Genomic DNA, 17,260 nt, shown 5'->3' on the forward strand with positions numbered 1-17,260 from the left:
CGATTACCATCGGCCGGGTGGATGTCGATGCGTTCGTGCTGGCCCATCGCGCCACCTGGGACCGGCTGGAGCAGTTGGTCAAACGGCGCAGACGGCTGACCGGCGCCGAGGTGGACGAGCTGGTGGACCTGTACCAGCGGGTGTCGACCCATCTGTCGATGGTGCGATCGGCATCGAGCGATTCGGTGCTGGTCGGCAAGCTGTCGGGATTGGTGGCGCAGGCCCGGTCCGTGGTCACCGGTGCGCATGCCCCGCTGTGGCGCGAGTTCGTCCGGTTCTGGACGGTGTCCTTCCCGGTGGTGGCCTACCGGTCGTGGCGCTGGTGGCTGGGCACAGCAGTGGTGTTCATGGCGGTGGTGTTCGGCCTGGCCTTCTGGGTCGGCGGCAACCCCGAGGTGCACACGGCCATCGGAACCCCAAGCGAGATCGACCAATTGGTCAATCACGATTTCGCGTCGTACTACAGCGACAACCCGGCCGGCTCGTTCGCACTGCAGGTATGGGTGAACAACTCGTGGGTGGCTGCCCAGTGCATCGGGTTCGCGATCCTGCTCGGGCTGCCCATCCCGTACCTGCTGTTCCAGAACGCGGCCAACCTCGGCGTGATCGCCGGCCTGATGTTCGCCGCCAACAAAGGCGATCTGTTTCTGGGTTTGATCCTGCCGCACGGGCTTTTGGAGCTCACCGCCGTGTTCCTGGCCGGGGCGGTCGGGATGCGGTTGGGCTGGATGGTGATTGCACCCGGTGACCGGCCGCGCGGGCAGGTGCTCGCCGAGCAGGGCCGGGCGGTGGTGGCAGTCGCCGTGGGCTTGGCGGTGGTGCTGCTGGTCTCCGGTCTGGTCGAGGCGATGGTGACGCCGTCACCGCTGCCGACCGCGGTGCGGATCGGGATCGGCGTCACCGTCGAGGTCGCATTCCTCACCTACGTCATCTACTTCGGCCGCAAGGCCGTGCGGGCCGGTGAGACCGGCGACGTCGAAGACGCCCCCGACGTCGTTCCTGTGGGCTAGTTTTCCTCCCCGCCCTTTCTCCCGCGAACAGACGTGGCGGTACGCGACACGCCGCGTTTCCGGTACCGCCATGTCTGCTCGCGCAGGGAAACTGGAGCACGGAAACTAGAGCTTCCCCGCCGCCTTCATCGCGAGATAATGGTCGGCCAGCGTCGGTGCCAGGTCTTCGGGCGCGGCATCGACAACGTCAACACCGTTGCGGCGCAGCCGGTTTGCGATGGTGCGACGGTCGTTGCGGGCCCGTTCCGCGGCCGCCGCGTCGTACACCTGCGCGGCGTCGTCGCGGCCGGCGGCCAGCCGCTCGACCCTGGGGTCGGCCACCGCCGCCAGCAGCACCTGATGCTTCGTCGACAGCCGGGGTAGCACCGCCATGAGACCCTCGTCGAGTGCCGAGGCGTTGAGGTCGGTCAGCAGCACCACCAGGGCGCGTTGACGCACCCGCCGGGTCACCGCGGCCACCATGGCCGACGCGTCGGACTCCACCAGCGCCGGTTGCAGCGGCGCCATCGCTTCCACCAGCTGCGCCAGCAGCTCGGTGCGCGACGCGCCCCACACCCCGGCGCGGGTAACCCGGTCGAAGGCAAGGAAATCCACGTGATCACCGGCCCGCGACGCCAGAGCCGCCAGGAGCAGCGCCGCATCCATCGACCAGTCCAGCCGGGGCCAGCCGCTCGGATCGCTCGCGGTCGGGTCGACGCCGACGCGGCCTGCCGACGTGCGCCCGGTGTCGAGCACGATCACCAACCGGCGGTCCCGCTCCGGCCGCCAGGTGCGCACCACGACGTCGGCGCGGCGGGCGGTGGCCCGCCAATCGATCGAGCGGACGTCGTCGCCGACGACATACTCACGCAGGGAATCGAATTCGGTGCCCTGCCCGCGGATCAACACCGGTATGGCGCCGTCCAGTTCGCGCAGCCGGGCCAGCCGCGACGGTAAATGCTTGCGCGACAGGAACGGCGGCAAGATCCGCACCTGCCCCGCGACCGGCAGTGTGCGCTGACGGCCGGCCAGGCCGAGCGGGCCGATTGACCGCACCGCGATGAACTCCGACCGTAAGTCCCCGCGCCGCACCGGCCGCAACCGGGTGGTGAGCTGAACCTGTTGTCCGGCAGCGATGTTCAACGCGTGGGTGCGGGGATCGGCACCGGCACTAGGAGCCCAGGCATCGCGCAGCCGTCCCCGCATCCGGCGACGCCCCGTGTTGTGCACCGTCAGCACCGCGTCCACGGCCTGGCCCAGCCGCGCCGTGCTGTCCCCGCTGCGTACGATTGCCGCCGACGCGGGGCGGCCGGCCAACGTCACATCCAGCACGATCGCGATCGCCAACACGGCCAGCAGGACCACGAAAACCGTTGCCGGCCAAGGCGCCAGCGCGATCGGCACAGCGGCGATCAGCGCGGCGACACCGGCCCGGCGGGTGAGAACCATCAGCGTGGGACCGGCACGGCCGCCAGGATGCCGTCGAGCACACCGTCAGGGGTGGCACCTTCCAGCTCGGCCTCAGGGCGCAGCGCGATGCGGTGTCGCAGCGTGGAACGCGCCATGGCCTTGACATCGTCGGGCGTGACGTAGTTGCGGCCGGACAACCAGGCCCATGACCGCGCGGTGGCCAACAGCGCGGTGCCGCCGCGTGGTGACACACCCAGCTGCAGGGCGGGGGAATGCCGTGTGGCGCCGACGATATCGACGATATAGCCGAGCACCTCGTCGGCGACCAAGACCTGCCGGACCGCTTCGCGACCGGCGGCCAACTCGGCGGCGCCGGCCACCGGCCGTATCGCGGACAGATCGCGGGGGTCGAAGCCGTGAGCGTGGCGGCCCAGGATCGCGATCTCCTGATCCCGCGGCGGGAGCGGCACATTGAGCTTGAGCAGGAAGCGGTCGAGCTGCGCCTCGGGCAGCTGGTAGGTGCCCTCGTACTCGATGGGGTTCTGGGTGGCCGCCACGATGAACGGGTCGGGCAGCGGCCGCGGCTGTCCGTCGACGCTGACCTGACGTTCCTCCATCGCCTCCAACAGTGCTGCTTGGGTTTTCGGCGGGGTCCGGTTGATTTCATCGGCGAGAAGAAGATTGGTGAACACCGGCCCGGCGCGGAATTCGAACTCGGCGGTGCGCGCGTCGTACACCAACGAGCCGGTGACGTCACCGGGCATCAGGTCCGGCGTGAACTGCACGCGTTTGAATTCCAGTTGCAGTGCGGCGGCCAGGGTCCGCACCAGCAGGGTCTTGGCCACGCCGGGCACACCTTCGAGCAGGACGTGGCCGCGGCACAGCAGTGCGATCACCAGGCCGCTGACCACCGCGTCCTGCCCGACGACCGCCTTGGCGATCTCATTTCGCAAGGACAGCAGGGCATTTCGCGCTGTATCGGAATCAAGGGCGGGCTGAGTCACGACTGCGCGACCTGCCTTTCGATGTCGTCGAGTTGGTGGGCCAGAACTACAAGGTCGGAATCGGTGCCAGGGGGCGGGCCGAACAGGATGTGGCTGACCATGCCGGAGTCGCCCCCGCCGCGTGCGGCGACCGCGGCGGCGACCGCCTGGGGCGCAGCGCCGGTGGTCAGCCCGAGCCGTGGCAGCAGCCGCATCACGGTGGCCGACCGCAGGGCGTCGGCAGCGCGGTCGCGCGCGCGGCGGCTGCGGTACAACTTGCCGCGGCCCTCGACCGTCTCGGACGCGCGCACCACCACCGGCAGCGACTCGGCGACCAGCGGCCCGAGTCGACGGGCACTGGCCACCGCGAGCAGCGCCACCACGAGGGCCAGTTGCAGCACGACCCACCGCACCTGCTTGGGTAGCAGATCGGATATGCCGGTGGTGCCGGATGATTCGCCTTCGGGGTGCTGGGGCGCATACCAGATCACCCGGGACCGGTCACCGGCCAGATTCATCGCGAGGGCCGCATTGCCCGCCTTGAGCAGACCGCCGTTGGCCATGAAGTCCCCGGTGCCGACGACGGTGACGATTCGACCGCCGTCCTGGTAGCGCACCACAGCACCCTCGTAACACCGCGTCACCTTGGCGTCGTCGACCGGCTCGAACGTGTTGGTCAGGCCGAGTTCGACGGAGCCGGAGCGGGCGGCTTCAGGCAGATCGCAGTCGGGGGCACCCCCGCCGAACGAACTGGCCTTGCCCTGTTTGATCTTCGGTGCCAACGCCTCTCGGGTCTTGCCGACGGGTTCGATCAGCAGCAGATCGCCCGGGGCTGAGGCCAGCTGGTGCAGCTGATCATCGTCCGACAGATACAACGTCTGCGCGGCTACCACCAGGCTGTCGGGGCTGGCCGCGCGCTGCACGTCGCCGATTGTCTCGGTGGTGATCACGTCGACACCGTGCTGGCGCAGCAGCGAGACCAGGGCATGCGCGCCGTCGGGGCCGGTCGCTTCGGGATCCAGCCTGCCGCCCGGTCGCGGTGCGGTCAGGTAGGTGCTGACCGCGGCCACCGCGACGATGGCAACGGCAGCCAGCAGCACCCAGCGCGCTGTGCGCCAACGCAACGTCATCGCACCGGCGTCCAGCCGTCGGTACCGGCGGCCGCCGCTGCGGCGCCGACAGGCGTGCGGCCATGGTCGCGCAACCGGCCATCGAGATCGGCGATCATCCGGTACGCCGGTTCGCTGCCCGGCTGTTCACCGTAGGTGACGTCGTTGAATACGCCTGCGGCGCTGAATAGTTCGCTCGACAGATCGCCGAGAGTGACTGATGCGTCGCGCGCCAGCTCGGTCGCCGTTCGACCCGGCACGGGGTCGAGAACCCCCGTCTCCTCAAGATGTTTGGCCACCGCGCGCAGCCGGTGCCGGATGGCGGCCGCCCAATTGCCCTGGGCCGCATACTGCTCGGCCGTGCGGCGATGCTCGGCCGCGCTGAGCTCCTGACTGCCGAACAGCGCGTGCTGCCGGTCGCGGTTGGTGCGCATGGTGCGCCGCGCCGTCCGCACCGCCACCACCACGGCCAGCACGAGCAGGATCGCCAGCACCGCAATGGTGAACCAGCCGCCGGGGATCTTCGAACCCTGCATGGCCAGGCGATAGAACAACTCGGTGATCCAGTCGAGGAACTGCTGCGTCGGCGACGATCTCGGGTAGATCGGCTTGCTGAGCTCGTTTTGCGCAGCGTCGTGCGCGGCGTCGCGGTCGATGTCTATGGCGCTCACGTCACCTCGGCCGAGTCAGCCACAGCTGGTCGGTGGATTCCGCCGGCCCGGCCGCACCCGTCTGCAGCACCAGGTCGAAGGCTTCGGCGCGGATGCGGCGATCGGTGTAGAGCAGCACGACGACACCCGCGTTGAACGGCGCGGTGATGATCTGTCCGATGACACTGCCGATCGCCGAGACGATCAACCCCGGTATCGAGATGCCGGCCGGCGAGCTACTGAGCAGCCCGCCCACGATGCCGAACGGTATCCCGACCGCCGCCGCGACCAGGCTGGCCACGATACCGGCCAGCAGCCAGATGCCCAGCACGCGCCAGAAGTCGCCCTTCACCAGAGCGAACGACCGTGCGATGGCGGCGAATACCCGTTGTTGTTCCAGCACGATGAGTGGCGGCGCGAACAGCAGCACGGTGGCCGCGTAGATCAGGCCGACGATGGCCGCCAACACCAGGGGAGCGCCGACGACGAAAGCCGCAACGCCGCCGCCCGCGCTCGCGGCGATCACGATGATGAGCGCGATGATCGCGCCGATCAGACCGAACGCCAAGGCTTCCAGCGCGGTCAGGCCGAGCAACGCCCAGAATCTGCCGCGCAGCCGCTGCCAGGCCTCGCTGATGGTGATCGTTCCGCCGAAGACGGCACGCCCGACCACCACCGTGAGCATGCCGCTCAGCAGCACACCCGAGAGCGCCGCGACGATGACGCCGGCGAAGCTGCCCGCAGAGACCAGTGCGAGAGCTTCCGGCGACGGCGTATCACCCTGCAGTGTTGAGCCGTAATCGCCGAACGTGGTCAGCGGACCGATCTGCAGCAGCAGCGATATGACCTGCGCGACCACGACGACGACGGTGGTCAGTCCGAGCGTGGCCTTCGGGTTGGCCCGCACGTAGCCGACGGCGCCGTTGAAGATGTCCGAAAGACTCAGTGGCCGTAGCGGTATGACTCCCGGCTTGAACGCCACCGCATAGCCGGGGGGCGGACCATACGGCGGGTAGCCCGGCGGGGGCCCGTAACCGGGTGGTGGCGGCGGATAACCCGGCGGTGGTCCGTAACCGGGTGGCGGTCCGTAACCGGGTGGCGGTCCGTAACCGGGTGGCGGTCCGTAACCGGGTGGCGGTCCGTACCCAGGCGGTGGCGGCGGGTAACCCGGCGGTGGCCCGTACCCAGGCGGTGGCCCGTAGCCGGGCGGGGGTCCGTAACCCGGCTGGCCCGGCGGCGGCGGGTACGGCGAATACCCGCCGGCGTCGTTGGTCATCTCTCCATCCTGTCGATCACCGGCAAAATTGACAACGTGACCTGCCGCCCGGCGGCGTAGGTTGTGGCCATGGCCGAACTCAAGGACAGGTTGCGCGCGGATTTGACCGCGGCAATGAAGTCGCAGGACAAGTTGCGGACCGCGACGCTGCGAATGTTGTTGGCCGCGATACAGACCGAGGAGGTCTCCGGCAAGCAGGCGCGTGACCTCTCCGACGCCGAAGTGATCGCCGTGCTGGCCCGCGAATCAAGGAAGCGCGGGGAAGCCGCCGGCATCTACACGCAGAACGGGCGTGGCGAGTTGGCGGCCAATGAACATGCCGAGGCCAGGGTCATCGACGAATACCTGCCGACGCCGCTGACCGACGCGGAGTTGGCCGATGTCGCCGACTCGGCCATCGCCCAGGTGGCCGAGGACATCGGCGAGCGCCCGAGCATGCGTCAAATGGGTCAGGTGATGAAGGTCGCGACGGCGATCGCCGACGGCAAGGCGGACGGCGCCCGGTTGTCGGCAGCCGTGAAGTCGCGGTTGTAGCTCAGCTGAGGGCGGCCAGTTCGGCACTCACGCGGCGCTCCACCAGGAGCGGGATGAAGTCGCGGATGGAGCTGCCCTGAAATCGGGTGTGCGCGGCGAGCACGGCGGTGGATACACGAGCGGGCGGTAGCTGCGCGAAGCGCTTTACCAATCGCTCCTCGACGTCAGCCACCAGTTCCCGCTCGCTTTTTCCCAACACGCGAATGATTGTCTGATCTGTGGGTTTACCGCGTCAACGCGCGCTTCGTCACAATCCTCGACACGTGTCAAAGCGGGTCACAGGCGCCAGAGGGCTTCCTGGGTGGTGCTGGCGATCAGCGTTCCGTCCGCGGCATAGAGCGATCCCACCGACAGGCCCCGCGAGTCGTTGTGGTTCACCGACCGCACCTCATACCGGTGCCACTGCTCGGGCAGGAACGGCCGGTGAAACCAGATCGCGTGGTCCAGGCTGGCGGCGAAACCGAGATCGCGTCGCAACTCGACATGCGGCGGCAGCGCGGCCGGGACGGGACCCAGGTCCGACATGAACGCCAGCGTCGCGGCCCTGATCAACGGGTCGTCCTCGATCTGTTGACGTGACCTGATCCAGAACGGCGGGACGGCGAACTCCGTCTTGTCGCCCGGCACGGTACGCAGCTCGAACCATTCGCCGAAGTCGAGCATCGTCTCTTTCGGCGCGGCAGAGTCGAATTCGAGTTTCGTCGGGAGATCGGGGTACCAGTCGGCACCAGGCTCCGGCAGATGGAAGGACGCGATCATCTCCAGGATCACTGCGCCGTTCTGGATCGCGGTGACCCGGCGGGTGTCGAAGCTGCGGCCATCGCGGGTGCGCTCGACCTGGAATTCCACCTCGGCGTCGTAACGGCCGCCGCGGACGAAGTATGCGTGCAGCGACTGCGGTAGTTTGCCGGGCCCGACGGTGGCCCCGGCCGCGGCCAGCGCCTGAGCGGCGATCAGCCCGCCGTAGAGGCGCGCGACAGCCGAACGCTTGGGCTCGTGAATCCGGAAGGTGTCGCCGTGCCGCTCGAACTTCAGCAGACGGGCGATCCAGCTCTGCGCGGTCATCGACCAGACGCTATCAACCGCTCGGTTGGGAGCTGTCTCACACCTGTGCGGCGAAGTACCGTTCACCGTCGGAGGCCAGCCGGCCGAACGCGGCCTTCACCACCGGCGCCAACGCCTTGAACGGCAGCGCGAACGCCGGCTTCGGTTCGAGCGCCACGATCCAGGTGAACTGCGTCTGCCCATCGCCGGCAGGCTCGATCAGGTAGTCCTCGGCGAACCGGCGCAGCGACGGAATGTTCGCGTGGTCCACGGAGAACGAATAGCGACGGCCGTCCTCCCACCGGAAGAACGTCTCGTGCACCTTCACCACGCCGGGGGCGAGCACCACCTCGCGGGAACTCCCGACGCCGAACGGCCGCGGGGACAGCCAGGTGAGGCGGGTGACCGACGGCCCCCAGGCGGCCAGTGACTCGTCGGAGGTCAGCGAATCCCACACGCGGTCGGGCGATGCAGCAAAGCGCTTGACGTAACGGAAGATGTGCGGCGCAGTGGTGAAGAACTCGGGGTCGGCGGTTTCGAGCGGGAACCGGGGCATGGGTTGAGCATGCCAGGGCCTCAGCCGGGTGTGCGATAGTCCGGGTATGGGGAGAACCGATGAGCTCCTCGTCGACCGCTACGAGGTGCGCAGCATCCTGGGTCGCGGCGGGATGGCCGAGGTCCGCGACGGGTGGGACACCCGGCTGGCGCGCCCGGTCGCGATCAAGTTGCTGCACGCGGGCTGGGTGACCGATCACGGTCTGCGGCGCCGGTTTGACGACGAGGCGCGCGCCGCCGCGGCGCTCAACCATCCGAACATCGTCGTGGTCCACGACAGCGGTGAGCATCACGGCACACCGTTCATCGTCATGGAGCGGCTGCCCGGGCGCTCACTTGCCGACGAGATCGCCGCCGGACCGATGTCGGTCGAGCGGGTTCGTGCCGTGCTGGCCGACGTGCTCGCAGGCCTGTCGGCCGCCCACGGCGCGGGCATCCTGCACCGCGACATCAAACCGGGCAACGTCCTCATCACGGCCTCCGGCGCCGCCAAGCTCTCCGACTTCGGGATCGCCAAGACCGAAGGCGGCAGCCAAACGCGTACCGGGGAACTGTTCGGCACCGTGAATTACCTGAGCCCGCAACGACTTACGGGTCAGCCCGCGTCGGCGTCCGACGATCTGTACGCCGTCGGTGTCCTCGGCTACGAGGCGCTGACCGGTCGGCGCCCGTTCGACCGGGACAACCCGGCGGCCACCATGCGGGCCATTCTCGACGAGCCTGCGGTGCCGATCAGGAAGCTGCGCCCAGACGCCGATCCTGCTGTGGTGTTCGTGCTGGAGTCGGCGATGGCTCGCGAGCCGCAGTTCCGTTTCGGCGATGCCGAAGCCATGCGCGCGGCCTTGACCGGACAGCCTGCCGCGCGCCCGGCGACCCGGGTGATGACGACGCCGCTGCCGATGATGCAGCCGGCGTCGACCGTCCTGCCGCCTCCGCCGGCTCACCCGCCGCGCTCACGCCTCAAGATGGGGCTGATTGCCGCCGCCGCTGCGGCCGCTGTGATTCTGGGCATCATCTTGCTGGCCGTCGATCGTTCCCCGCAGCAGGCGCCGGCGAGCCCCGTGCCGTCGCCGACGACAACTGCCCCGACGGCCCTCATGAGCGTCGTGCCACATACCCCGACCGTGCCCGCCGACCAGGGCGAGGAGAAGCCGCCGCACGGGAAGAAGAAGGGGCGCCACGACTGAGGGGTGGCGGATAACAACAAGGCCCTGACCATCAAATGTCTGGTCAGGGCCTTGATCACACTGTCGGGGTGGCGGGATTCGAACCCACGACCTCTTCGTCCCGAACTCCACGTCCTGGCGGTTTGCGATGATTGTCGCGTTTGATCGGTTGGGTAATGCCTGGTCAGACGCTTGTGTTGTTGGACGGAAACAGTGGTTGCTGAAACTACTGCGGGCCAGCTGCGGGCCACTCCCCGTTCCGAAGCCTGAGGTACCAGTGAGTGAGTACCGTTGCCGGGATGAAGACCTATACCGCGATCGTCGAACGCGGAGAACGGTGGTGGGTGGTGCGCGTGCCCGGTCTGGGTAATAACCCGGACGAGGGACTGCCCACCCAGGTGCACGATCTGGCCGAGGTCGAACCGATGGCGCGCGATCTCATCGCTACGTGGCTCGACGTGGCGCCCGATTCCTTTGAGGTGCACATCATGAGCAAGGAATTCCGCGACCTCATGGACGAGGAAGTGGCAGCTGCGGAGGCCGCGGCACTCGACGAGGACGACGGCCAGCCGCTACCCCCGCATGTCGAGGTGAGCCGGCCGAACCGGCAGGCATAGGCACCTGGCCAGAAGGGTCGCATTTGAAAACCGACCCTTTGAGATGGCAGGGAACTCGGGGACATCGTGTCCATGAGTTGCCTGCGGATTTCAGAGGTCCCCCGAGGACCGCTCAAATTCTGCTCGGTGGCCGAGGGGGAAAAAAATCCCGACCCCCGGCTTGTGGGGCACGCTGTGAGATCGCCGTCTTTGAGCCACCCGAGCTCCCCGACCCTCATGTTAGATATGGGACTACACCAATCACGCTTGAAACCGGGAGGGCAAACAACACATGGCTGGGAATTGGGTGCGCGTCAGGCGGGTCGGCACGCCAAAACTCTCGAAGACTTCGGCTCCGAGCGCGGTGAACATCAACATCCACTTTGAGGTCGCGCCCAAGCCACCTGGGATGTGGTTCCACCTCTTCCATGAAAAGGTCGGTGCCACGTGCGAGATTCCAGGTGGGATAGATACATCCGAACCGTTCGGTGCCGGTTCACGCGGTTACGTGTCCTCCTCCAAGGATGGAATTGCTGACACAATCGCCAAGCTCGACGAGATCATCGAGGATGCGAACGATAGGTTCGAAGCCTTCCAGAAAGAGGCAGACGAGAAAGCGGCTGCCAACAAGGTGCGCGCTGAAGCGGAACGGCAGAACCGCATCGACGAGCAAGAAGAACTCGACGCTATCGCCGAGGAGTTCGCCAGGCCGCCGTACCAGCCTGATTAGGCGCGCCGAGGCTAGCGCCTGACCCGACCCCAGCCATCCGTCACAAAAACCGACACACCAGGCGTTCCGTCCCAAGTTTCCCGCAGGGGCAGCCCGCCGCAGATACGCTGCCCGCCATGTCTACCAATCGTGCTCAACGGCGTGCCCAGCAACGATCTGCAGGTCGGTATCACCCACCGAGCGGTCTGGAGTACAACGAGTACGTTGGGGATCTCCGGCCGCCCAATGTTCGCGCTTTCACCGAGTTGCACGTGCGCTACGGATTCAAAAACGACCGCTACTTGGATTGGTCGATAACGCTGAACGCGCGGCTGGGCGACCTCGAAGAGTTCAAGGACGCGAAGGACCATCTAGAGCGCCGCACGCTCGAACGCGTCGATGTCAGCGACTCTGCAATCCGTCGACACGTCTTCAACCCCTACCAGCCGGACCAGCCGCCAACCATCACCCGGATTGTGGAACTGAGAGCGGGCGACCACGACCGAGTCGATTTCGAATACCAGCGCCAGCTCAACGGGCTCGTCATGGGCTGGCAGCAGAAGCACGGAGCGGCTGCGCAGGACCGGCACAATGCTGCCACTACAGGCTTCATTTCAAAGGATCGCGACCGAGATTTTCGAGAAGGCGCCGATTTTGGATGGGTGCGGAACACCGTCGTGTCGCTGGACACGGACCTAGCCGACATGGTTATCGCCGACCGCGCGGGATTCTATTTCCCGCAAACGCCGAGCACCGCCGGAGTCTGGATGCCCGACGGCGTGATGAAGTTCATCAGGGCCTCGCCTGGCGGCAAGCTGGCTCCCGAGCAGACCGACGCTGCGATCACCGACGATTCACAGGACGGACCGATGGCTGCCCGGGGCGACACGACGATGGGCATGCTAGTGCAGTCCATTTACGCCGGCGACTGGACAGATCAAGTCGACGACTTGCTCAAGGGCGACTAGACGATCGCGCCACCGGTTGCTCGGACGTGCTGTGGTGGGCCGCCGTTTTTTAGGGGGCGCGCCGCCGCCGACCCTTTGCCAGCCTCGCGCGCACCGTCTCAGGTTGGAGTCGTTTTTTGGCGGCCTTGTTTTTGGTTGTTCGGGCCTGGTCAGGGCTACTTTCGGCCAGTTTTGGTGGGAAAATGGGATAGATCGGGCGACGTCGATGGCGTCGCCGCGTCGGTCCCTTCAAAAACGGGCAGGTCAGGGGCGCACCGGCGGCAGCTCGCACCTCGGGAGCGGCCGGGCGTTGCTGCCTGGCTTGGTGACGGTTGGGGTGTCGTGCCAGGCGGTCGTGGCGCCGGTGCCTGCGTTGGCTGCTGCGCTGGTGCTGGGCGCTGCGTAGGGCGTCGGCTCGGCGTGTGCGGCGTGCGGTATCGGTGCTGGATATGTACCGGGTACTGCACCGCCACGGCAATGATGAAAAACTACTGCGGGCTGACTGCGGGCCACCGGTGATTCTGCCCCCTGACAACAACAAGGCCCTGACCATCAAATGTCTGGTCAGGGCCTTGATCACACTGTCGGGGTGGCGGGATTCGAACCCACGACCTCTTCGTCCCGAACGAAGCGCGCTACCAAGCTGCGCCACACCCCGTGTGAAGCCTCGACAGCGTATCGCACAGGGGTGGTTGAAAGCCAAACGGTTACCGGCGCCGAGTTCGACGCCAGGGTCGTTGATAGGGCGCGAGCGCGACCCTGACGTCGAACTCGACGCTGCACCGCAGATCAGCGACGTGTTTCGCGCAGGACGGCCAGCCGCTCGCGGTACGCGGCCTCGTCGACCTCACCCTTGGCGTAGGCATCACGCAGGGTGCGCTCACCCTGGCGGCCGCGGAACCGCCGGACGGTGAAGACGATGCCGACGATCACCAGCGTCCAGAACGTGAGCGGGATCAGCAGGAACCAGGGATTCCATGCGTGCTCGGTGAACCGCGGCCCGTGCTCGGCGAGGAATGTGGTTGCAGTGGGGGTGATTTCGTGAATGTTCATGCCTCAAGCCTGCCGGGCAAGGGCGTCGGGAACATCGGCCCGCGGGCGTCATCTGCGGTACGCGCCCATGCGTAGTGGCTGCGTCAGCCCTGCCATCGTGGACGTACCAGGCCGCTCTCATAGGCCAGCACCACCAGCTGGGTGCGATCACGGGCGCCCAGCTTCATCAGAATGCGACTCACGTGGGTGCGGGCGGTGGCCGGGCTCATGAACAGCCGCTCGCCGATCTCCGCGTTGCTCAGCCCCTCGGCGACCAGGGCCATCACCTCCCGTTCCCGTGAGGTCAGGTCGGGCAGCGCAGGCGCGGCAGGAGACTTGGCGTGCGCGGCGAACTCCGCGACCAGCCGACGCGTCACCGACGGCGAGAGCAGCGCATCGCCGTCGGCCACCACGCGCACGGCACGGACCAGCTCGGCCGGCTCGGTGTGCTTGACGAGGAATCCGCTGGCCCCGGCCCGCATCGCCTCGAACACGTACTCGTCGAGTTCGAATGTGGTGAGCACCACCACGCGCACCCCGGCCAACTCCGGATCGCCGGCGATGGCCCGGGTGGCGGTCAGGCCGTCCATCTCGGGCATCCGGATATCCATGAGCACCACGTCGGGCCGCAGTTCGGCGGCGGCGGCCAGGGCCCGGGATCCGGTATCGGCCTCGGCCACTACCTCGATGCCGTCCTGCGCGTCGAGCAGAGCCACGAAACCGGCTCGCACGAGCGCTTGGTCGTCGGCGACCACCACACGAATCGTCATCCGGCGTAAGCGCTTTCGTCGACGGGCAGACTGGCTCGCACGCTGAAACCGCCGCCGGGTGCGCGCCCGGCGCTGAACGATCCGCCGAGCGCCTTGGCGCGCTCCCGCATGCCGGTGATGCCGCTGCCGCCGGTGGACAGGCCGGTCCGCGGAGCGCCGTTGTCATCGACGGCCACAGCCAACCGGGATCCGCTGTAGTCCACGGTGACCGCGGCGGTGGTGGCCGTCGAGTGACGCACGACGTTGGTCAAGGACTCCTGCACGATGCGGGCCGCGGCCACGTCGATGACCGCGGGCAGCGGCCGCGGCAGACCCGTCACCGTCGTCGTCACGGTCAGTCCGGTCGCGCGGGCCGGGGCGAGCAAGCCGTCGAGATCGGCGATGCCGGGGGTCGGTGCGGTGGGCTCGCCGCCCTCGGCGCGCAGTGCGGTGACCAGCGAGTGCACGTCTGAAATCGCCTGGCGGCTGGCATCTTTGATGGCCGCAAGGGCAGGACCGGCCCGCTCCGGTTGCTTGTCGAGGAGCTCGAGCGCCACCGACGACTGCACGTTGATCATCGACAGGCTGTGCGCCAGCACGTCGTGCAACTCGCGGGCGATGGCCAGCCGCGCGGCCGTCGCCTCCCGCTGCTGTTCGGAACGCGCCGCCGACGCCATCGCGTCCTGCCGGAGCCGACGGGCCTCCACCACCGAGCGGCGCTGTCGGAGACCCTCGGCGATCGCGATCAGCACCACCAGCCACGCACCCAGCCCGCCGATGGCTTCCAGCGGCGGACGCGGGTCGCCGGCCAGCCACGGCAGCACCCACCCGGCCGCCACCCAGCCGATCAGCGGCAGCGGATAGGTCCACCACCGCGGGCAGACCGTCGCGGCCCGCACGAACGCCACCACGAGCGACAGGAACACCGGCCCGGGACCGAACCCGGCCAGCAGATAGGTCGCGGTGATCGCCGTGACCGCCAGCAGGACCGCATACGGATAGCGGTAACGGGCCAACAACACCAGCGGTCCGGCCAGCAGCAGTACAAAACCGAACCAGGTCAGCGGCGGCAGCTCCGGGCCGCGGTGATGACGCATCCCGGTGCTCCCTGCCACCTGGATGACCGCGACGAGCACCGGCACCAGCCACAACGCCGGGCGGCGGTAATCGGCGCGGGCGTCCATAACCGCAACCTAGTCCGGCAAGCTCACCACGGCATCCGCGTCGCGGCGTACGTCACGATCCGTCGCGGGATGGATTCGGCATGTCGGTGGCGTTGTGCACACTGAACCCACCGGCACGACTGGAGACGACGATGACCACTCTTGGCGCCACCATCTACCTGGGTTTTTTCGCGGTCGCGGCGCTGTGGCTGTTCGCGACGGCTGACGGAGCCGACGATCAGGTCCAGGACCCCGAGCGTTCGAACTCTGCGAGCACCGCGGCAGGCCCCGACGGGTCGAGCCCTTGGGCGCTCACCCAGTCGTCGTTGAAGTAAGTGTCGGCGTAGCGGTCGCCGCTGTCGGCCAACAGGGTCACCACCGACCCGCTCTGCCCGTGCTTGACCATCTCGGCGAGCAACCCGAACGCGCCCCATATGTTGGTGCCAGTGGACGGCCCGACCCGGCGTCCCAGGACGGTGCTGACGTGCCGTGACGCGGCGACCGACGCGGCGTCGGGCACCGACACCATGCGGTCCACCACATCGGGCAGGAACGACGGCTCGACCCGCGGCCTGCCGATGCCCTCGATGCGCGACGATGCGCCCGTGACGATGTCGCTGCGGCCCTGCGCATAGGCAGGGAAGAACGCGGAGTTCTCGGGGTCGACGACGCACAGCCGCGTCGCGTGGCGGCGGTACCGGATGAACCGGCCGATCGTCGCGCTGGTGCCGCCGGTGCCCGCGCCCACCACGATCCACTCCGGAATCGGGTGGGCCTCCATCTGCATCTGCTCGAAGATCGACACGGCGATGTTGTTGTTGCCGCGCCAGTCGGTGGCCCGCTCGGCGTTGGTGAACTGATCCAGGTAGTGCCCACCGGTCTCGGCGGCGAGCCGTTGCGCCTCGTCGTACACCTGTGAGGACTTCGCGACGAAATGGCAACGGCCGCCCTGTGATTCGATGAGGGCGATCTTGGCGGTGCTGGTCGACGACGGCACCACCGCGATGAACGGCAGGCCGAGCAGCGCCGCGAAATACGCTTCGGAGACCGCTGTGGAACCCGACGAGGCTTCGATCACCGTGGTGTTCTCGGCGATCCACCCGTTGCACAGCCCGTACAGGAACAGTGACCGGGCCAGCCGGTGCTTGAGGCTTCCGGTGATGTGCGTCGACTCGTCCTTGAGATACAGCGCCACGTCGACGCCGTCGCACCACGCCGATGGCAAGGGGTAGCGCAACAGGTGGGTGTCGGCGCTGCGCCGGGAGTCGGCCTCGATCAATCGGACCGCGTTGTCCACCCAGTCACGCGGCTGGCAGCGCGACGCCGTGCCTGCCGGCGTGTTCACCGTGCGGAGACGGTCGGCGACGACGTGCCGGCACGGCTGCCGACATGACCACCACCGGTGGGTGCTGCCACCAGCGTCAGCAGCGTCGCCTCCGGGCGGCAGCAGAACCGCATCGGGGCGTACGGCGACGTGCCGATGCCCGCCGACACATGCAGGGCCATGTTCGCGCCCCATCGGGAGGCACCCTTGGCCCGCGACCGGTCCAGATCGCAGTTGGTGACGAGCGCGCCGTAGAACGGCAGGCACAGCTGGCCGCCGTGGGTGTGGCCGGCCAGCACCAGCTGGTAGCCGTCGGCCGCGAAGCGGTCAAGCACCCGCGGTTCGGGGGAGTGGGTCAAACCCAGCGTCAGGTTCGCGGCGCTGTTGGCCGCCCCGGCGATGGTGTCGTAGCGGTCCCGCTTTAGGTGCGGATCGTCGACGCCGGCCACCGAGATGTGCAGGCCGGCCACCTCGATGTCGCGACGGGTATGCGTGAGGTCGAACCAGCCCCGCTCGGTGAACGCCGCCCGCAGGTCCTGCCACGGCAGCGGATCGCCGTGCACGCGGTGCTGCGGTTTGGTCACGTAGTTGAGCGGGTTCTTCAGCCGGGGCGCGAAGTAGTCGTTGCTGCCGAACACGAACAGGCCCGGCACCGAAAGCAGCTCGCTCAGCGACTGCACGACGGCCGGGACCGCCTTGGTGTGCGCAAGGTTGTCGCCGGTGTTGACCACCAGGTCCGGCTCGAGGCGGGCCAGGTCCCGCAACCAGGCCTGCTTGCGGCGCTGACCCGGCCGCATGTGCAGATCGGACAGGTGCAGCACCCGCAGCGGCGATGACCCGGGGGCCAGCACGGGCATGGTCGCTTCGCGCAGGACGAATGCGTTGCGCTCGATGAGCGACGCATACCCGATCCCGGCCACCAACGAGCCGGTGGCGACGGCGGCTGTCTTCTTGGCTACCGAGGCGGCTGACATGGTTGGCAGCCTACTGCGCGATGCTGTGCCGTACCGCTTCTTGGCCGGTC

The 17,260-nt window shown here is 68.0% G+C and carries 19 protein-coding genes and 1 tRNA gene; 6 read left to right on the top strand and 14 right to left on the bottom strand.

Translation table 11 applies throughout. From position 1 onward, the window contains the following. Nucleotides 1-17: 17 nt before the first annotated feature. Nucleotides 18-1,010, top strand: coding sequence for a stage II sporulation protein M (locus tag A5784_RS24860; protein WP_064947541.1), 993 nt, complete (start codon nucleotides 18-20; stop codon nucleotides 1,008-1,010). 105 nt (nucleotides 1,011-1,115) lie between these two features. Here the strand turns inward: A5784_RS24860 and A5784_RS24865 are convergent, their stop codons facing one another. The 5 genes from A5784_RS24865 to A5784_RS24885 are packed head-to-tail and all read right to left on the bottom strand — an operon-like array spanning nucleotide 1,116 to nucleotide 6,417. Continuing rightward, nucleotides 1,116-2,438: a DUF58 domain-containing protein gene (locus A5784_RS24865; RefSeq protein WP_064947542.1), complete on the bottom strand. Its 1,323-nt coding sequence runs from the start codon at nucleotides 2,436-2,438 to the stop codon at nucleotides 1,116-1,118. Next, entirely contained in the window at nucleotides 2,438-3,403 is a 966-nt protein-coding gene (locus tag A5784_RS24870; protein WP_064947543.1) for an AAA family ATPase, read from the bottom strand. The genes A5784_RS24865 and A5784_RS24870 overlap by 1 nt, the downstream gene beginning before the upstream one ends. Further along, entirely contained in the window at nucleotides 3,400-4,512 is a 1,113-nt protein-coding gene (locus A5784_RS24875; protein WP_064947544.1) for a DUF4350 domain-containing protein, read from the bottom strand. The genes A5784_RS24870 and A5784_RS24875 overlap by 4 nt, the downstream gene beginning before the upstream one ends. After that, nucleotides 4,509-5,162 (bottom strand): DUF4129 domain-containing protein, encoded by a 654-nt coding sequence (locus A5784_RS24880; protein ID WP_064947545.1) that lies wholly within the window; start codon nucleotides 5,160-5,162, stop codon nucleotides 4,509-4,511. Before A5784_RS24880 ends, A5784_RS24875 begins: the two co-directional genes overlap by 4 nt. A 1-nt stretch (nucleotide 5,163) precedes the next feature. Continuing rightward, a complete protein-coding gene (locus A5784_RS24885; protein WP_064947546.1) occupies nucleotides 5,164-6,417 on the bottom strand; it encodes a DUF7847 domain-containing protein in 1,254 nt (417 codons plus the stop codon). A gap of 69 nt (nucleotides 6,418-6,486) precedes the next feature. Here A5784_RS24885 and A5784_RS24890 point away from each other — a divergent pair, with 69 nt between their 5' ends. Beyond that, the gene (locus A5784_RS24890) at nucleotides 6,487-6,951 is read left to right on the top strand and encodes a GatB/YqeY domain-containing protein (protein WP_064947787.1); all 465 of its coding nucleotides are present in this window, start codon (nucleotides 6,487-6,489) and stop codon (nucleotides 6,949-6,951) included. 1 nt (nucleotide 6,952) lies between these two features. Here the strand turns inward: A5784_RS24890 and A5784_RS24895 are convergent, their stop codons facing one another. From A5784_RS24895 to A5784_RS24905, 3 genes are all read right to left on the bottom strand, one after another. Beyond that, complete coding sequence (locus tag A5784_RS24895) at nucleotides 6,953-7,150, bottom strand: three-helix bundle dimerization domain-containing protein (RefSeq protein WP_064947547.1); 198 nt, start codon at nucleotides 7,148-7,150, stop codon at nucleotides 6,953-6,955. Between the two features lie 77 nt (nucleotides 7,151-7,227). Continuing rightward, on the bottom strand, nucleotides 7,228-8,016 hold the full coding sequence (locus tag A5784_RS24900; protein WP_064947548.1) for an acyl-CoA thioesterase: 789 nt from the start codon (nucleotides 8,014-8,016) through the stop codon (nucleotides 7,228-7,230). Nucleotides 8,017-8,053: 37 nt separating this feature from the next. Next, nucleotides 8,054-8,551, bottom strand: a complete 498-nt coding sequence (locus A5784_RS24905) for an SRPBCC family protein (protein WP_064947549.1) — start codon at nucleotides 8,549-8,551, stop codon at nucleotides 8,054-8,056. A gap of 46 nt (nucleotides 8,552-8,597) precedes the next feature. Between A5784_RS24905 and A5784_RS24910 the strand changes: the two genes are divergently transcribed. The 4 genes from A5784_RS24910 (at nucleotide 8,598) to A5784_RS24925 (ending at nucleotide 11,989) form a co-directional block, all read left to right on the top strand. After that, complete coding sequence (locus A5784_RS24910; protein ID WP_064947550.1) at nucleotides 8,598-9,737, top strand: serine/threonine-protein kinase; 1,140 nt, start codon at nucleotides 8,598-8,600, stop codon at nucleotides 9,735-9,737. Between the two features lie 260 nt (nucleotides 9,738-9,997). Further along, a complete protein-coding gene (locus A5784_RS24915; RefSeq protein WP_156750759.1) occupies nucleotides 9,998-10,333 on the top strand; it encodes a type II toxin-antitoxin system HicB family antitoxin in 336 nt (111 codons plus the stop codon). A 343-nt stretch (nucleotides 10,334-10,676) separates the two neighbouring features. After that, on the top strand, nucleotides 10,677-11,042 hold the full coding sequence (locus A5784_RS24920) for a hypothetical protein (RefSeq protein ID WP_064947552.1): 366 nt from the start codon (nucleotides 10,677-10,679) through the stop codon (nucleotides 11,040-11,042). Nucleotides 11,043-11,158: 116 nt separating this feature from the next. Then, nucleotides 11,159-11,989: a hypothetical protein gene (locus A5784_RS24925; protein WP_156750760.1), complete on the top strand. Its 831-nt coding sequence runs from the start codon at nucleotides 11,159-11,161 to the stop codon at nucleotides 11,987-11,989. A gap of 563 nt (nucleotides 11,990-12,552) precedes the next feature. On the opposite strand, the gene A5784_RS24930 is transcribed toward A5784_RS24925, so the two are convergent. The 6 genes from A5784_RS24930 to A5784_RS24955 form a co-directional block, all read right to left on the bottom strand. Further along, nucleotides 12,553-12,626 (bottom strand) — tRNA-Pro (locus tag A5784_RS24930). Between the two features lie 131 nt (nucleotides 12,627-12,757). Beyond that, complete coding sequence (locus A5784_RS24935; RefSeq protein WP_064947554.1) at nucleotides 12,758-13,021, bottom strand: hypothetical protein; 264 nt, start codon at nucleotides 13,019-13,021, stop codon at nucleotides 12,758-12,760. Between the two features lie 83 nt (nucleotides 13,022-13,104). Beyond that, the gene (locus A5784_RS24940) at nucleotides 13,105-13,770 is read right to left on the bottom strand and encodes a response regulator transcription factor (RefSeq protein WP_064947555.1); all 666 of its coding nucleotides are present in this window, start codon (nucleotides 13,768-13,770) and stop codon (nucleotides 13,105-13,107) included. Beyond that, the gene (locus tag A5784_RS24945; RefSeq protein ID WP_064947556.1) at nucleotides 13,767-14,933 is read right to left on the bottom strand and encodes a sensor histidine kinase; all 1,167 of its coding nucleotides are present in this window, start codon (nucleotides 14,931-14,933) and stop codon (nucleotides 13,767-13,769) included. Before A5784_RS24945 ends, A5784_RS24940 begins: the two co-directional genes overlap by 4 nt. 217 nt (nucleotides 14,934-15,150) lie before the next feature. Then, nucleotides 15,151-16,257, bottom strand: coding sequence for an L-cysteine desulfhydrase Cds1 (cds1, locus tag A5784_RS24950; RefSeq protein ID WP_064947557.1), 1,107 nt, complete (start codon nucleotides 16,255-16,257; stop codon nucleotides 15,151-15,153). After that, on the bottom strand, nucleotides 16,254-17,210 hold the full coding sequence (locus A5784_RS24955; RefSeq protein ID WP_064947558.1) for a metallophosphoesterase: 957 nt from the start codon (nucleotides 17,208-17,210) through the stop codon (nucleotides 16,254-16,256). Before A5784_RS24955 ends, cds1 begins: the two co-directional genes overlap by 4 nt. Between the last annotated feature and the right edge of the window lie 50 nt (nucleotides 17,211-17,260).

Source organism: Mycobacterium sp. 852013-50091_SCH5140682, assembly GCF_001665685.1.
Classification (GTDB): Bacteria; Actinomycetota; Actinomycetes; order Mycobacteriales; family Mycobacteriaceae; genus Mycobacterium.

Excerpts from the sequence above, each read along its gene's own strand:
- A5784_RS24900 (WP_064947548.1), bottom strand. The coding sequence starts at position 8,016 with ATGACCGCGCAGAGCTGGATCGCCCGTCTGCTGAAGTTCGAGCGGCAC.
- A5784_RS24865 (WP_064947542.1), bottom strand. The coding sequence starts at position 2,438 with ATGGTTCTCACCCGCCGGGCCGGTGTCGCCGCGCTGATCGCCGCTGTG.
- A5784_RS24875 (WP_064947544.1), bottom strand. The coding sequence starts at position 4,512 with ATGACGTTGCGTTGGCGCACAGCGCGCTGGGTGCTGCTGGCTGCCGTT.
- A5784_RS24905 (WP_064947549.1), bottom strand. The coding sequence starts at position 8,551 with ATGCCCCGGTTCCCGCTCGAAACCGCCGACCCCGAGTTCTTCACCACT.
- A5784_RS24945 (WP_064947556.1), bottom strand. The coding sequence starts at position 14,933 with ATGGACGCCCGCGCCGATTACCGCCGCCCGGCGTTGTGGCTGGTGCCG.
- A5784_RS24890 (WP_064947787.1), top strand. The coding sequence starts at position 6,487 with ATGGCCGAACTCAAGGACAGGTTGCGCGCGGATTTGACCGCGGCAATG.
- A5784_RS24935 (WP_064947554.1), bottom strand. The coding sequence starts at position 13,021 with ATGAACATTCACGAAATCACCCCCACTGCAACCACATTCCTCGCCGAG.
- A5784_RS24910 (WP_064947550.1), top strand. The coding sequence starts at position 8,598 with ATGGGGAGAACCGATGAGCTCCTCGTCGACCGCTACGAGGTGCGCAGC.
- A5784_RS24925 (WP_156750760.1), top strand. The coding sequence starts at position 11,159 with ATGTCTACCAATCGTGCTCAACGGCGTGCCCAGCAACGATCTGCAGGT.
- A5784_RS24955 (WP_064947558.1), bottom strand. The coding sequence starts at position 17,210 with ATGTCAGCCGCCTCGGTAGCCAAGAAGACAGCCGCCGTCGCCACCGGC.
- A5784_RS24940 (WP_064947555.1), bottom strand. The coding sequence starts at position 13,770 with ATGACGATTCGTGTGGTGGTCGCCGACGACCAAGCGCTCGTGCGAGCC.
- A5784_RS24885 (WP_064947546.1), bottom strand. The coding sequence starts at position 6,417 with ATGACCAACGACGCCGGCGGGTATTCGCCGTACCCGCCGCCGCCGGGC.